This window comes from Halanaerobium saccharolyticum (assembly GCF_003053565.1).
In the GTDB taxonomy this organism is placed as follows: domain Bacteria; phylum Bacillota; class Halanaerobiia; order Halanaerobiales; family Halanaerobiaceae; genus Halanaerobium; species Halanaerobium saccharolyticum_B.
In genome coordinates, this window is record NZ_QAXS01000001.1 from 238,661 (window position 1) to 253,869 (window position 15,209).

13 protein-coding genes are annotated in these 15,209 nt (G+C 42.0%); 11 read left to right on the forward strand and 2 right to left on the reverse strand.

The genetic code is table 11. The features are described 5' to 3' along the window. The first annotated feature begins 36 nt into the window (after positions 1-36). Positions 37-1,755, forward strand: a complete 1,719-nt coding sequence (ilvD, locus tag C8C76_RS01065; RefSeq protein ID WP_108137801.1) for a dihydroxy-acid dehydratase — start codon at positions 37-39, stop codon at positions 1,753-1,755. A gap of 43 nt (positions 1,756-1,798) precedes the next feature. Then, positions 1,799-2,908, forward strand: coding sequence for an iron-containing alcohol dehydrogenase family protein (locus C8C76_RS01070; RefSeq protein ID WP_108137803.1), 1,110 nt, complete (start codon positions 1,799-1,801; stop codon positions 2,906-2,908). Between the two features lie 152 nt (positions 2,909-3,060). Here the strand turns inward: C8C76_RS01070 and C8C76_RS01075 are convergent, their stop codons facing one another. Both C8C76_RS01075 and C8C76_RS01080 read right to left on the reverse strand, forming a co-directional pair. Beyond that, the gene (locus C8C76_RS01075) at positions 3,061-3,846 is read right to left on the reverse strand and encodes a CheR family methyltransferase (protein WP_108137805.1); all 786 of its coding nucleotides are present in this window, start codon (positions 3,844-3,846) and stop codon (positions 3,061-3,063) included. 6 nt (positions 3,847-3,852) lie between these two features. After that, positions 3,853-4,863: a protein-glutamate methylesterase/protein-glutamine glutaminase gene (locus C8C76_RS01080; protein WP_108137807.1), complete on the reverse strand. Its 1,011-nt coding sequence runs from the start codon at positions 4,861-4,863 to the stop codon at positions 3,853-3,855. Between the two features lie 239 nt (positions 4,864-5,102). On the opposite strand from C8C76_RS01080, the gene C8C76_RS01085 reads away from it, so the two are divergent. The 9 genes from C8C76_RS01085 to C8C76_RS01125 all read left to right on the forward strand — a co-directional run bounded on the left by C8C76_RS01085 (position 5,103) and on the right by C8C76_RS01125 (position 14,929). After that, positions 5,103-5,507 carry a flagellar protein gene (locus C8C76_RS01085; RefSeq protein ID WP_108137809.1) on the forward strand — a complete coding sequence of 135 codons (405 nt, stop codon included), beginning with the start codon at positions 5,103-5,105 and terminating at the stop codon, positions 5,505-5,507. A gap of 290 nt (positions 5,508-5,797) precedes the next feature. Continuing rightward, the gene (locus C8C76_RS01090) at positions 5,798-7,057 is read left to right on the forward strand and encodes an ABC transporter substrate-binding protein (RefSeq protein ID WP_181248124.1); all 1,260 of its coding nucleotides are present in this window, start codon (positions 5,798-5,800) and stop codon (positions 7,055-7,057) included. 126 nt (positions 7,058-7,183) lie between these two features. After that, positions 7,184-8,104: a carbohydrate ABC transporter permease gene (locus tag C8C76_RS01095; RefSeq protein WP_108137811.1), complete on the forward strand. Its 921-nt coding sequence runs from the start codon at positions 7,184-7,186 to the stop codon at positions 8,102-8,104. 15 nt (positions 8,105-8,119) lie between these two features. After that, entirely contained in the window at positions 8,120-8,935 is an 816-nt protein-coding gene (locus tag C8C76_RS01100; RefSeq protein ID WP_108137842.1) for a carbohydrate ABC transporter permease, read from the forward strand. A 297-nt stretch (positions 8,936-9,232) separates the two neighbouring features. Further along, entirely contained in the window at positions 9,233-10,225 is a 993-nt protein-coding gene (locus C8C76_RS01105; protein WP_108137813.1) for a Gfo/Idh/MocA family protein, read from the forward strand. 152 nt (positions 10,226-10,377) lie between these two features. Further along, a complete protein-coding gene (locus C8C76_RS01110; RefSeq protein ID WP_108137815.1) occupies positions 10,378-11,940 on the forward strand; it encodes a UDP-glucose--hexose-1-phosphate uridylyltransferase in 1,563 nt (520 codons plus the stop codon). Positions 11,941-11,961: 21 nt separating this feature from the next. Then, positions 11,962-12,648: a GntR family transcriptional regulator gene (locus tag C8C76_RS01115; protein ID WP_108137817.1), complete on the forward strand. Its 687-nt coding sequence runs from the start codon at positions 11,962-11,964 to the stop codon at positions 12,646-12,648. 114 nt (positions 12,649-12,762) lie between these two features. Then, positions 12,763-14,490 carry an InlB B-repeat-containing protein gene (locus C8C76_RS01120; RefSeq protein ID WP_108137819.1) on the forward strand — a complete coding sequence of 576 codons (1,728 nt, stop codon included), beginning with the start codon at positions 12,763-12,765 and terminating at the stop codon, positions 14,488-14,490. 19 nt (positions 14,491-14,509) lie between these two features. Next, on the forward strand, positions 14,510-14,929 hold the full coding sequence (locus C8C76_RS01125) for a protease inhibitor I42 family protein (RefSeq protein ID WP_108137821.1): 420 nt from the start codon (positions 14,510-14,512) through the stop codon (positions 14,927-14,929). The last annotated feature ends 280 nt before the right edge of the window (positions 14,930-15,209 follow it).

A 15,209-nucleotide genomic window follows, 5' to 3' on the forward strand; every position in this document is an offset into this window, starting at 1 on the left:
CATTTATGCTGAAATATTTAAAAGGAGTTGGTTTGATTGCTAAGAAGTCAGGAAATTAGAAAACAGGGTCCAGAAATTGATGCTCTGCGGATGGGAATGGACTGGAAGGCAGAAGACTTAGATAAAATGCAGATTGTAATTGCCAATACATATGGTAATGGCCACCCAGGAAGTTTTCATCTTGATAAATATGTAAATATCTTAAAAGAAGAATTAAAATTAAATGAGGTAATGGGAAGTAGAATGACAACTTCAGATATCTGTGATGGTATAGCTCAGGGCCATGATGGGATGAATTATTCCCTTGTTTCCAGAGAAATGATTGCCAATATGGTTGAGATTCAGGCGATGGCAGCACCCTATGATGGAATTGCCTTATTTTCCAGCTGTGATAAATCGGTGCCTGCTCATCTGATGTCAATCATGCGCCTTGATTTACCGGCTGTGCATATTCCGGGTGGCTCGATGGCTCCGGGGCCTGACGGCTTAACTCTGGAAATGATCGGTACCTATTCTGCCGAACTGCAGCGGGGTGAGATTACAGAAGAAGAGTTTAAACAGTATCAGTATTCTGCCTGTCCGAGCTGTGGAGCCTGTCAGTTTATGGGCACAGCTTCCACAATGCAGCTGATGGCAGAAGCTCTGGGGCTTGCACTTCCCGGGGCAGCTTTAGTTCCTTCTACCAGCCCGGCTTTAGAGGCGATGACAAAAGAGTCAGGCCATTATTTAATCGAGCTGGTTAAAAAAGGATTAAAACCCTCAGATATTATTACCCGCAAGTCATTCGAAAACGCGATTATGATCCATGCAGCTATCGGCGGCTCGACCAACGCTCTGCTCCACCTGCCGGCTATCGCTCATGAGTTCGGGATCGAAATTGAGCTGGATGAATTTGATGAAATTCACCGCCGGGTACCCTTTATCGCCAATGTTAAAACAAGTGGCCAGTATCCGACCCATTATTTCTGGTATGCAGGTGGACTGCCAGCAGTAATGAAGGAACTTAAAGATTATCTGCACCTGGATCAGCTGACAGTTACCGGAAAGACTCTGGCTGAGAATCTTGCAGAGCTGGAGAAATTTAGTTACTTAGAATATATGGAAAGTGAAGCACCTGCCAACCTGCCGGATGATGTGATTTATCCTGCGGCTGCCCCCTTAAATCAGGAAGGATCGGTGGCAATTCTAAAAGGTAATCTGGCCCCGATGGGTGCAGTTGTTAAACATTCAGCAGTAGAGCCAGAAATGCACGAATTTGTTGGTCGGGTAAAAGCCTTTGATACAGAAGAAGAAGCTTTAGAAGCTGTTTTATCAGGCGAGATTGTCTCCGGTGATGCAGTAATCATTCGTTATGAAGGCCCCAAAGGTACGGGAATGCCAGAAATGTTCTACACCAGTGAGGCCATAGCTTCAGATGAAGTTTTAAATACTTCGACAGCTTTAATTACAGATGGCCGCTACTCCGGTGCCACCCGCGGACCGGCAATTGGACATGTGTCCCCGGAGGCGGTTGATGGTGGTCCGATCGCACTGGTTGAAGACGGAGATCTTTTAGAAATTAATATTCCGGAGCGGAAGTTAAATCTAATTGGCATTGCCGGCGAAGAAAAAACTGAGGCAGAAATAGATGAAATTCTGGCTGCCAGAAGAGAAAAGTGGCAGCGGCCTGAGCCTAAATTTAACCGAGGTACTTTAGGCTTATATGTCCGCCATGCTGAACCGGCTGCTAAAGGAGCTTATATCGGTCTGGAATAAATATTTTGCTTGAAGCTGAAAGAATACAAAAGAGGTGAAAAAGATGGCTAAAAAAGTTCATTTAGACCCCCAGACTGCTTATCTGCAGGCTGCACCGGCTCAGTATATCAACGAAAAGGGTATTTTAAAAAAGGCCGGAGCCTATGTCAGTGAATGGGGAGCAAGAGTTTTAATCAGTGGTGGTGTGCGAGCACTTAAAGCAGCTGAAAAAGAACTAACTGAGTCTTTAGATGAATCTGGAATTTACTGGGAGAAAAATGTTTTTAAGGGTGAAGTTTCTCAGTCAAATATAGATCTTATTAAGGAAAAAGCAGAGAAGATGAATGCCGATCTGATTATTGGTGTCGGGGGAGGAAAGGCAATCGATACTGCCAAGGCAGCTGCCGAAGATCTGCGCCTGCCGGTGGCAGCAGTGCCGACAATTGCAGCTACCTGTGCCGCTGGTTCAGCCTTTGCTGTAGTTTACACAGAAGACGGCCAGTTTGAGCGTGATTATTTTATGACTCAAAATCCGCGCCTGGTAATGGTTGACCCTGAGATTATTGCCGAAGCACCGGCTAAGTATCTAAAATCCGGTATTTTAGACTCCCTTGCCAAGTGGTATGAGGGCAAAGCTGTAGAAAGTGGAATCGAAAACCCGAGTCTGGAAACAGTTGTCGCCATGAATCTGGCTGAAATCTTATACAACAAAATGCGGGAGGAAGCGATTACTGCCGTTGAGCAGTGTGAAAACAATGAGCTCGGTCCGGAACTAAAAGAAGTTATTGATTTAAATATCTATCTGACTACAATTATTCAGAGCCTGGGCCAGAATACTTCCCGGGGAGCAGCAGCTCACGGTATTCACAATGGTATGACCGCAATTCCCGAATCACATGAGCTTTTACACGGTTTAAAAGTTGGATATGGAATTATCGTTCAGCTTTATCTGGAAGCAAAGCCACAGGACTATATAGATGATGTAATTGACTTCTTTAATCAGCTGGGTTTATTTCCTTCCTTTAAAGGTCTGGGACTTCCCTTCAGCGAAGAAAACCTCAATAAAACAGCTGCCAAATCGGTTAACGATACAGTAATGCTTAAGATGCCGATTAAAGTAACTGAAGAGATGATTATTGAGGCCATGAAGAAGGTAGAGGCAGAGGTTAATTAGTTTTAAAATAAAAGTCAATAAAATTTCTCCCTCCGAGGAATTTAAAAAAGCCAGTCCCCAAAATGTAGGGGCTGGCTTTGCTTTTTTAAGGTATAATAAATCCAGCTGCTGTAAAGTGAGTATCTAAGCTTAGAGCATATTTTAGTTCTAATTTATCCTTCATATTTATAAAAAGACTGAAAGATCTTATCCAGTCCGTATTTCTCGGGTGAGAAAATATATTCCGTATTGCCGAGGAAAAAGTAACCTCCCGGATTTAAAACTGAGGTAAATTTATTGATCAGCTGGTCTTTCATATCCTTAGTCAGGTAGATAAAAAAGTTGCGGCTTAAAATTAAATCCCAGTCATTTTTAAAGCGGGCGTTGATTAAATCTGTCTGCTCAAAATTAACCAGCCGCTTGATTTCAGAGCTTAGGACATAAGTTTTGCCGTCACTGCTTTCTTTAAAATATTTGTCTAAAATCTTATCTGAGACATTTTTCAGGGAGTTCTCTTTATATTCTGCTCTGCGTGCCTTATCTAAAATTGTATGGTCTAAATCTGTAGCATAGATTTTAAATTTAGTCGGACTGATTCCCATTTCCTTTAAAATAATGGCCAGTGTATAGGGCTCTGAACCGTTAGAGCAGGGGGCACTCCAGATATTAACCCTGTTCTTTTCTTCAAATAATTTCGGAAAAACTTCTGCCTCTAAAAACTCAAAATTCTCCGGGTTGCGGAAAAATTCCGAGGTGTTGATCGTAAAGTGGTTTAAATAAGCATCTTTAAATTCACTGTCATTTTTAATCAAATCAAGACACTGGTCAAAATCTTCAATCTGATACCTGCGCATCAGACTCTTGGTTCTTCTTTCTACTCGATCCAGTTTGTAGCCGTCCAGATCAATATTTAAAATTCTCTTTGCCTGGTCCTTAAATTCTGTAAAATTGATCCCCATTAATATTTATCCCTCCACAATTTCTGTGATTCTGCTGCCAATTTCATCTATTCTTTTGATTTCATGGTAGGCATCAGCCTTTGCTGCAGCTGAAGGCATACCATAAACCAGTGCAGTCTCTTTAGACTCTATTATACCATATCCACCATTATTTACAATTGCCGACATTCCTTCGGCCCCATCATGACCCATTCCGGTTAGAATAACCCCTAAGAGCCTCTCTCCGCTGAAGTGATCGGCAAGACTCTTCATCATATAATCAACACAGGGGCGAACACCGTGCAGTCTTTCTTTCTGGTTTAGCCGCACCCGGCCCTGCTCGTCAATTTCTAAATGGTAATCTCCCGGGGCTAAAAGTCCGTGGACCGGCTGCAGCTGGTCACCTTCAGCTGCTTCTTTAATTTTGAGCCCGGAGATATTGTTTAGCCTCTCAGCCAGGGTCTCTGTAAAACCGGCCGGCATATGCTGAACAATCACAAAGGCGGCAGGAGAGTTTTCACCAATATCAGCAAAAAGCTTATTTAAAGCCCGGGGTCCGCCGGAAGATGAGCCGACAGCCACAATTGGAAAGTCGCTGCTTTTTTGAATAGACTTTTTTCGGTGCTTTCTATTTTTAAGCCTCCCATTTGAATCAGCAGCTGCCTTTAACTTGCGCAGCAGTTCTTCTTTGATCGAGTCAATATTTAAAGAAATTGAACCCGAAGGTTTGGGAATAAAATCAAAGGCTCCCAGCTCCAGGGCTCTAAATACTGTTTCGCGGTTATCAAGGGCACTGACCATAATCACCGGGATCTCCGGATATTTATCTTTAACAATTTCTAAGGTTTCCAGCCCATTCAGCTTCGGCATTTCAACATCAAGCATCAAAAGATCCACATCTATTTTTTTCAATTTACGGAGGGCATCCTGGCCGTTATAAGCGGTTGCTGCGACTTTTAACTCTGCGTCTTTTTCAATAGTATCTGAAAATATTTTCCGCATAAAAGCAGAATCATCACAGATCAAAACTTTAAGCATTATTTTAACCTCCTTTTAGTCTCTGTCTCTAAATAATATATTCTTTGTCTGCCTTCAAAAACCTCTTTAAAATATCTGATAATCCCGGGCTAAATTATCGGAGTCTGCTGAATTTGTCAAAAAATGTCTGAAAAACTCTGGAGCCTTAAATGACTCTGTGTTATAATATAAATAACAGAAATTTAAAAATAATGCTTTATTTTAAGTTTTTAGAAAATATCTAATAGGGAGTGAGGTAAATGGATCTCATAAATTGTAGGGAATGCGGCAAATTATTTTCTTCCAGCGGCCAGAAGGTCTGTCCCGACTGCCGCCAGAGTGAAGAGGAGAAGTTTCAGCTGGTTAAGGAATATCTCTGGGAAAATCCCAATTCAACTGTCAAAAAAGTTTCTGTGGAGACAGGAGTCGAAGAAGAGCTGATTATCAAGTTCATGCGGGAAGAGAGGCTTGCCTCTGAGGGGCTGGTTGTAGATTACAGCCTCAAATGTAAGCGCTGTGGAACTGAAATTAAGTCCGGATTATTCTGTAAGAGCTGTCGGACAAAGATGATCAGTGACTTTAATCAGAGTGATGACCCGGCGGAAGAGCGGAAAAGTAAAAGTGAAAAGATGTTTTTAAAGGACCGCTTTAAAAGAAATAAATAGGATATCTATTCTTTAAGCAGCTAAATTAAAGCATCAGGCTGAAGATAGGAAGCTTAATTTTCAGTCTGATTATTTTTCAGTAAACAATTTTCGAAATAATCTTTTAATTTAACCAGGATATGATATAATAATAATTGGAGTTGAGTTTTTTTGCTTTAATTCGAATTCGATTTAGTTAAGCCTTAAAAATCAGAAAATTCGCTCAGTGGAGGTGGTAGCAGGCAATTGTAAATTGAGATCTTATTTAAACATTTGTTAAAGTCTGAATAAAAAAATAAGGAGGACAAAAAATGTTATTGAAAAAAAGTGCTTTGTTGAGTGTATTGGTGATGGTGGCTTTGCTTTTTGTCTTCAGTTTTTCAGCTATGGCTCAGGATGAAGAAGTAGAAATCTTTAGCTGGTGGACCGGTGGTGGAGAAGAAGAAGGTCTGAATGCTTTAATTGAACTTTTCAACGAAGAATATCCTGATGTTGAAGTAATTAATGCGACAGTTGCCGGTGGTGCTGGCTCCAATGCTAAGGCTGTACTTAAAACCAGAATGGTTGGGGGAAATCCTCCGGACTCATTCCAGGTTCACGGTGGAGCAGAACTAGTTGACACCTATGTTGAGACTGGATTGATGGAGCCAATTACTGGCCTGCTGGAAGAGTGGGGAGTTAAAGATAAATTTAATCAGCAGATTTTAGAAATGTCTTCTTATGAAGGCGAATATTATTCTATCCCTGTTAATGTTCACCGCTCAAATGCTATGTTCTATAACAAAGAAGTACTTGCAGAAAATGATGTTGAACCTCCAACAGATTTAGCAAGCTTTAAAGAAGCTCTGGCTAAACTGGACGAAGCTGGTGTAGTTCCACTTGCTCTTGGTGATACCAATAAGTGGCCTGCCGGTCAGATTTTTGAAACTTTACTGGTAGCTACCTTAGGTCCTGACGGCTATAATGGCCTCTGGGATGGCAGCACAGCAGCTGATGATCCTGCTGTTAGAGAAGCACTTGTTCACTTTAATGATATTATGGAATATGTTAATGATGACCACTCTGCTCTTACCTGGCAGGATGCCACTCAGTTAGTGCACGAAGGTGAAGCTGGATTTAATATTATGGGTGACTGGGCAGAAGGTTATCTTAAAACCTTAGGCTGGACTCCAGGTGAAGAATTCGGCTGGATGCCGGTTCCAGGTACTGAAGGTTCCTTTGTAGTTGTAACTGATACCTTTGGTCTGCCAAAAGGTGCTCCAAATCCTGAAAACGCTAAGAAATGGTTAAAAACAATTGCCTCTAAAGAAGGTCAGGACACATTTAACCCAATTAAAGGTTCAATTCCTGCCCGTCTGGATGCAGATGAGAGCAAATATGATGCTTATCTAAGAGATACCATGGAAGATTTTGCAAATGATACCCTGACACCTTCTATCGTTCACGGTTCTGCAGCTCCAGAAGGATTTATCACAGCCATGAATGATACAATTAATGAATTTATTTCAACCGGTGATGTAGATCAGGCATTTGAAAAATTCCAGCAGAATCATGAAGAATATGTTAAGTAAAGTTTAAAATTAGATTACTCAAATTAAGATTGTAATTTAATCCAGTAAATAATTCGGTAGAGAATGTAAATATCTCCCCTCCTGAGAGTACACAGGAGGGGAAGATTTATTTATGGAGTGATAGCTATGAAAAGAAAACATAAAGAATCGCTTACTTCACTTGCAATTTTATCACCGTCAATAATTACTCTGGCAGTATTTGTTTATGGCTTTATCAGCCGCAGTGTTCAGATTTCAATGCTTGACTGGGATACATTTGGCAGTTTTATGCGGAAGGCGAAGGACTATGTTGGTCTAAAAAACTACATTGGACTGCTTCAGGAATCAAGGTTTCAAACAGATCTCTGGAACACACTTTATTTTACTCTCTTTTTTATTCTGGGCTGTCTGGCAATTGGAATTTTACTCTCTTTAATTTTAAATAATAAGCCGAAGGGCGGCTATTTTTTTCAGAATCTGTACCTTTTTCCAATGGCAATTTCCTTTGTTGTAACCGGTACAGTCTGGCGCTGGATTTTTGCTCCCGGCCGTCTGCCTAATGACCCCCGCGGGATTAACCTCCTTTTTGAACAGCTGGGGCTGGATGCACTGCAGTGGGGCTGGTTTACCAGCACTTCAAGTTTTATGGGCTTTAATGTTGCCCTGGTAGCAGTTATTATTGCTGCTGTCTGGCAGTACTCCGGTTATACAATGGCCATGTGGCTTGCCGGTCTGCGCGGAATTGACCAGCAGCTGATCGAAGCAGCTCGGATTGATGGAGCCAGCAAATGGCAGGTTTTTACTAAAATACTATTTCCAATTCAAAAGCCAATTACTCTTTCGGCGATTATAGTACTGGCTCATGTTTCACTAAAAGCCTTTGCTCTAATCTATGCAATGACAGGTAGTGGACCAAACAATGTAACTGATATCCCTGCAGTCTATATGTTTGAGGCCACCTTTAGATCCAATCGTTATTCAACAGGTTCAGCAATTGCGATTGTGCTCTTAATGATGGTAGGACTGCTGATTATTCCATACCTGGTCAACAGCTTTAAGGAGGAGTAAGCAATGGATGATAAAATGACAACTCGCGAAAAAGTACTTAGATATGCTATTTTAATTGCCTTTGCTGTGTTTTTTCTGATCCCGATGTATGTACTTTTATCTACCAGTTTAAAGAGTTTTTCGGAAGTATCGATTAATACGATGTGGCAGCTGCCTTCTTCCCTTTCATTTGAAGGCTTTAGAGAGGCCTTTGTCAAACTGGCTCCCAATGTATTAAACAGTTTTTATCTGGTAATCCCGGCGACTCTGCTTTCAGCGATTATGGGCTCAATGAATGGCTATGTTTTATCCCACTGGAAGTTTAAAGGCTCTGATACACTATTTGCTTTAATTTTATTTGGAATGTTTATTCCCTATCAGAGTGTGCTTTTCCCGCTGGTGCAGTTTATGCAGACAATCGGGCTTTACGGCTCAATTCCGGGTCTGATTCTGGTCCATGTTGTTTATGGACTGCCGATCACTACTTTAATGTTCAGAAATTATTATCAGGATGTACCTGATGCTTTGACCGAGGCAGCTAAAGTTGATGGAGCTAATATTTTCAGTATTTACCGCCACATCTTTTTTCCAATTTCCATTCCATCCTTTGTGGTTGTCTTTATCTGGCAGTTTACAAATATCTGGAATGAATTTCTCTTTGCCGTCTCTTTAACTGACACTCAGAGTCAGCCGATTACGGTGGCCCTGACCAATCTGGCCGGAAGTCAGGTTGTTGAGTGGAATGTACAGATGAGTGGAGCAATTATCACAGCTCTGCCAACTCTTTTAGTCTATATAATTTTTGGCCGTTACTTTATTAAAGGTATGCTGGCCGGCTCAGTTAAAGGATAATTTCTGACTGAAATTAGAATATAGATAAAGATATACTCAGTCTTTAGGGGCTGAGTTTTATCTTATCAGCCAGCAAAGCAGCTTTGATTAAGCCTGAAAGCTTGCAAAATTTGAAGAGAGAGAAGAATTTCTGGCTGAAATCAGTTCGCTGTAAAGGAATTGAATGATTTTTCAAGAATTAATTATAAAGCAACTCTTCAGCTCTAAGAGTTTTTTAAACTATAATTTGAAGATATTTTTTACAGGTTCTAATTGACCAGCAAATCGAAAATCAGTAATCTAAGGAGTGATTTAATAATGAAAAAGATTAAATGGGGAATTTTAGGTTGTGCCAATATTGCTCGCAAGGCGGTTATTCCGGGAATCCTGGAAGCAGATAATTCAGAATTACATGCTGTTGCCAGCCGGAGTAAGGAAAAAGCGGCTGATTTTGCGGAAGAATTTGGGGCTGCAGTTTATTATGATGATTACGATAAGCTGCTGGCAGATGAGGAGATAGAAGCAGTCTATATTCCACTGCCCAACGGCCTGCATAAGGAATGGACCATTAAGGCAGCAGAAGCAGGCAAAGATATTTTATGCGAAAAACCACTTTCCGGTAAAAGCAAAAAAGAGGCAGAAGAGATGTTTGCAGCAGCTGAGAAAAATGGAGTTAAGCTGATGGAAGCCTTTATGTACCGCTTTCAGCCCTTTGTGATTAAGCTTAAGGAAATGGTTGATGATGGTGTTATTGGTGAGATTAAGGAGATCAAAAGTAATTTTGCCTTTGATATCAGTGACCGCACCGGTGATATCCGCCTCAGTCCGGAGCTGGATGGAGGAGCCTTAAATGATATCGGCTGTTATACAGTCAATATTTCTCGCTATTTAATGGGAGGTATGCCGACCAAAGTTGCCAACTTCTTTCAAAAAGAAACAGCTGAGGGAGTTGACTTAAGCGGTAGTGCTACCCTCTATTTTGAAGGTGGAGCCTTTGCCAGCCTCTATTACAGCCTTAATTCCTACAACGAGCAGGACCTCGAAGTTGTTGGAACTGAAGGGATAATTCGAATTCCCGGCTTTTTCTCCTGGCTGGAGGATAATTATTTTCTGCTGGACAAAAATGGTGAGGTAGAGAGAATACCGGTTGAGACCGGAGCCCAGTACCGGCTGGAAGTGGAAGCCTTTGCCAGAGCTCTGCTCTATGAGGAAGAGGTGCCGCTGAAGGTGGAAGAGGAAACATATGCCAATCTTGAGGTTATGGATGCCATGCGCAGATCGGCTGCAGAAGAGAAAGTTGTTAAACTTTAGTAAGGTTTTCACATAAAATTCTTCAGATAACTGGATTTTTTGGCTGAAATCAAATACAATAATAACAATAAGAATTTTAAGCTGCTTTAAAATAATTTTGATAACTAAAGGAATTTGATTTTTTACAGTCATTACTGACAGGAGGTTGAATTGTGGAGATAGGAAAAGTTAATCAGCTAATAGAAAAGTTACTGGTATATGGAGAGGTTAATGATCTGCTGGGCGACTGGGATCGAGTGGCAGCCCGCAATCAGATCAGAGATATTCTCGGGATTAAGGAGAGCCCGGAGCCGGCTTTAACTGAAGATGATTTTGAAGTTCCGGCTGAGCCGCAGGTTTTACTGGATCCCCTACTGGATTTTGCTGTTGAAAAGGGACTGATTGAGGATCGGGTTACAGAAAGAGATCTTCTGGATACCAGAATCATGGGAGCAATGACACCCCGCCAGTCTGAGATTGGCCGCCGTTTTTATGAGACCGCCGAAAGAGAAGGGATCAGAAGGGCGACCAATGAGTATTATCATTTTGCTAAGGCCAGTAATTATATTCGTCAGGCCAGAATTGCCAGGGATTTAAACTGGAAGGCCGAGAGTGAATACGGTCAGATTGAGATTACTATTAATTTATCAAAACCGGAAAAGGACCCGGATGAGATTGCAAGGGCCAAGGAAGAGCCGCAGAGCAATTATCCGAAGTGCTATCTCTGCCTGGAGAATGTTGGCTACCCGGGAACTTTTAGTCATCCGGCCCGTCAGAACCACCGGGTTGTGCCTTTAAAACTGCAGAATGAAGACTGGTTTTTACAGTATTCACCCTATGTTTACTACAATGAACACTGTATAGTTTTCCATAAAGAACATATTCCCATGCAGATCGATAAAAATACTTTTGCCGTGCTGCTGGACTTTATTGACCAGCTGCCCCACTATTTTATCGGCTCCAATGCTGACCTGCCGCTGGTTGGTGGCTCAATATTAAACCATGACCACTACCAGGGAGGCCGCCATATCTTCCCGATGGAAGAGGCAGAGGCGGAAGAATTTTATCAGCATCCCACCTTTCCCGAGGTTGAAATTAGCCGGGTTAAGTGGCCGATGTCAGTGATTAGACTCAAAGCTGAAGTGAGAGAAGATATTATCAATCTGGCTGCCAAAATTTTAGAAAACTGGCGTCAGTATTCTGACCCGGATCTTGATATTCTGGCTTTTTCTCAGGTTGACGGCAAACAGAAGGCCCACAACACAATTACTCCTATTGCCCGTAAAAAGGATGGAGTCTATGAGCTGGATCTGGTGCTCAGAAATAATCGGAAGAGTGAAGAATATCCGGCTGGGATTTTTCATCCCCATGCAGATTTACACCATATTAAAAAGGAAAATATCGGCCTGATTGAGGTTATGGGAAGAGCTATTCTGCCCGGCCGTCTGAAAACAGAGCTGAACTGGATTTCAAGTTATCTAAGTGGTGATCTGGAGCTGGAAGAGCTGAAAGCAAAGGAAGGTCTGGAAAAACATTTAGACTGGATCGCGGAGCTGAAAAAGGAATACGGAATCAATTTAAGTGAAGAAGAAGCCGAGCAGGTTGTTGAAGTCGAGGTTGCTAATAAATTCAGCCGGGTGCTTGAGGATGCCGGTGTTTATAAGAATAATTCAATAGGATATAAGGGCTTTGAGCGGTTCCTGGAGAGTGTGGGGATCGAGCCTTCAGAGCTATAATTAAGAAGGAAGTGTTAGAGAATGAGTAAATTTAATTTAAGTGCAATTGATTCTTACAGTTATGAACCCTTAAGAAAACAGGTCTACAAGGTGCTCAGAGAGGCCATTTTAAAGGGAGAGCTGATGATCGGAGAAAAGATTACTGAGATGGAGATTGCCGATGAGCTAAGTGTCAGCAGAACTCCGGTCAGAGAGGCTTTTAGGATGCTCGAGCAGGAGGAACTGATTAATATTATTCCCCAGCAGGGTGTTTTTGTGGCCGGGATTGAGACCAAAAAGGAAATCGACGATATTTTTCAGCTCAGAACCGAGCTGGAGGGGCTGGCTGCCTATCTGGCCGCCCAGAATATTGACGAAAAGCAGAAAGAGCTGTTAAAGGAATATACCCGGGAGCTGGAGGACTGTATTGAGCATAATGACCAGCGGGGCTGTATCCGGGTCGATGTCGCCTTTCACCGAATAATTAAGGAAGCCTCCAATAATAAGTGGCTGGAGAAGTTTTTAGATACACTTTTTGAGCAGGCAACCCGCTTTAGGCGCAGCAGTTTTTCCCGCCAGGGCAGGATGAAGGAGTTTTTAGCCGAGCATAAGGAGCTGGCCGAAGCAATTGCCAGCGGAGATGCCGACCGAGCCCGCCGATGTGCTGAAGACCATATCAGGGCCGCCTGGCAGAGCATCATTACGGTTTTTGAAAAAGAGAATAGGTAGCAAAGAAATTTATGGCTGTAGAGAGATATCTCTACAGCTTTTTTATATATGTATCAAAAAATACAATATTTAGATTCATACTATCAAATCAACTACGGAGGTATATACTAGTAAATGAAGAAAACGTTCAAACTAATTGTTTTATTTGTATTATTGTTAAGTGTAGTGACCGGCTGTTCAAATGGAGGCGATATTGCAGGTGATGCAGGCATAACTGACACCGGCAGCAGCAGTAATGTAATCGTCAGTACTGAAGGTTCAGGTGAGGTGACCAAAGCCGAGCAGGATCAGACTACCACTAAATTAATCGCTGCGGCAGCTGAAGGCCATGATTTTTCCCACTGGGAAGGTGATTTAAGCGGCACCAATAACCCTGAATACATAGATAATACAAGTCCTAAGGAAGTAACTGCCGTTTTTGAAGCAGAAGATGAGAATGACACTGGCGAAACAGATGAAAATGGAGTCTTCAAGCTGATTAATTCCTGGGGTGAAGGCTGGGGTGCTTTTAATGATGGCTCCCACTATATCAGTTATGAGGCGGCTATTGCCAATAATCTTGATTTGTATTTAATTGCTCCCCGGGATCAGTATCAGCCGGAAGCGCTGGCTGTATTTGAAATCGAGGCAGCTTCCAGAGAGGATGTAGAAATAAGTTTTGAGACTGCTGAAGGGGAGAAAAAGCTTTATCCAACTGATGCTCCCTATGACTATGATGGCAGCATGAATTATATAGAGGCAAATTATAAGGCTGGAGATTCTGCTTTTCCCGACAGTAATCTTGTTCTTGATATTTCAAGTCTGCTGCCGATAAGTGGCGAAATAACTTTCACAATTAATAATTCAGGCACAAGTGATATCTTTTTAAATAACTGGGAGATAGAAGAGTATTCAGATTATCCCGGGGATCCTGATAATACCTACAGCGCCAATCTGAGTTCAGAAAAAATTGGAGCCGGCAGTTCTAAAAGCTTCAAGATGAATGTGACGGTTGAAAGCAGTGTTTCGGCTCAGGCCGTAAGCAGTTCCGGGCTGGATAGATATGTCAGAGATTATACTGAAGCCGACTGGAGGAGCCGAAGGAAGAAAAATATCAGGTCTCAGAGTAACAGCAGCAGTTCGGATGCTGATTTTGGCAGAGGTTTAAAGGAGCTTTCTGCTGCAGAGATGAAAGATGCTCTGGAAAGCGGAATAGTTAAAACTCTAGACAGCACGACTCTGGCGGATGATGAAATCAAGGTTGCCGGGGAAGCTAATCTTGACCACTCTGCTTCTCAGCACTTTCCTCCGGTAGGTAATCAGGGGACTGAGGGCTCCTGTGCTTCCTGGAGTACAGTTTATTATATGCTGGGCTTTTATCAGGCCCGGGACCAGGGCTGGGATCTAAGTGCTGCTTCTGTAAGTGGTGTAGATCAAAGCCGGTTGATGAGTCCGGACTTTATTTATCAGCTGGTTAATGATGGTCAGGATGGAGGCAGTTATTATACTGATAATTTGATGATGCTTGCTAACCTTGGGACAGCCAGCTGGGCGGAGATGCCTGCTGATGACAGTGAATATCTAAGCTGGGGAAGTGAAGCAGCCTGGAGAACTGCTGCCGCTCACCGGGTTGACTATCCGATCTATTATCTGCAGATTAATAACTATACAGATATTGAGGCGGTCAAAGATCTTCTGGATCAGGGCTATTTGCTTTCAGCTGCCATTGACAGTACTCAATACACTGATAGTGGAATCTGGACAGTCAGCAATTACAGTGATCCCTATTTAGACCATGCAAATACGGTGGTTGGTTATGATGACGGCTACCAGAGCAGGGTCGAAGAAATTTCGATCAAATAGAGGGCAGAGGTGACTATTATTGAAGAACTTATTTAAAAATCTGGCTTTTAAACTTATACTCCTGACAGTAATTCTAATTTTACTGAGTGGAATTAGCTCTGCTGTGAGTCTGAGAGAATTAAGTGTAGAAGAGGTCATAGAGATCAAGTTATATGAGAATCCAAGCACCGGCTACCGCTGGCATCTGAATGAATCAGCTGCTGAAAATCTGCAGCTTTTGAAAGAGGAATATGAACCACTGACTCCCGATTCAGAAGCTGATGATTCAGAAAGTGAAGAATCTGAAGCCGAAAGTTCCCGCCAGCTTGTCGGGCAGGGAGGAATAAAAAGCTGGACTTTCCGCGGTCTGGAAGCCGGTTATCAGCTTTTAACTTTTGAACTTGCCAGAAGTGGTGGTGAGGCGAAAAAGACGGTTAAGTATCTGGTTTTGGTTGAGTGAGTGGATTAAAAAAATAATAGTGAAATAAAAAACCTGCAGGAGTGATTTCCTGCAGGTTTTTTAGACTTCTCTGCTTAATTTAAAAATATAATCCCTGTATACAAGGATAGAAAGTCGGCAATCTATTTACAGTTATCATCTTTAGCTCTATACTGAATAGTACACCAAAAAGATATATATTTTATCACTAGCATTGCATAAAAATATTTAAGCATTGTCAAATTTAAGTTATTGAGAACATATACTATCTACAGAATATTCAGTCACTACCTTATCCTTT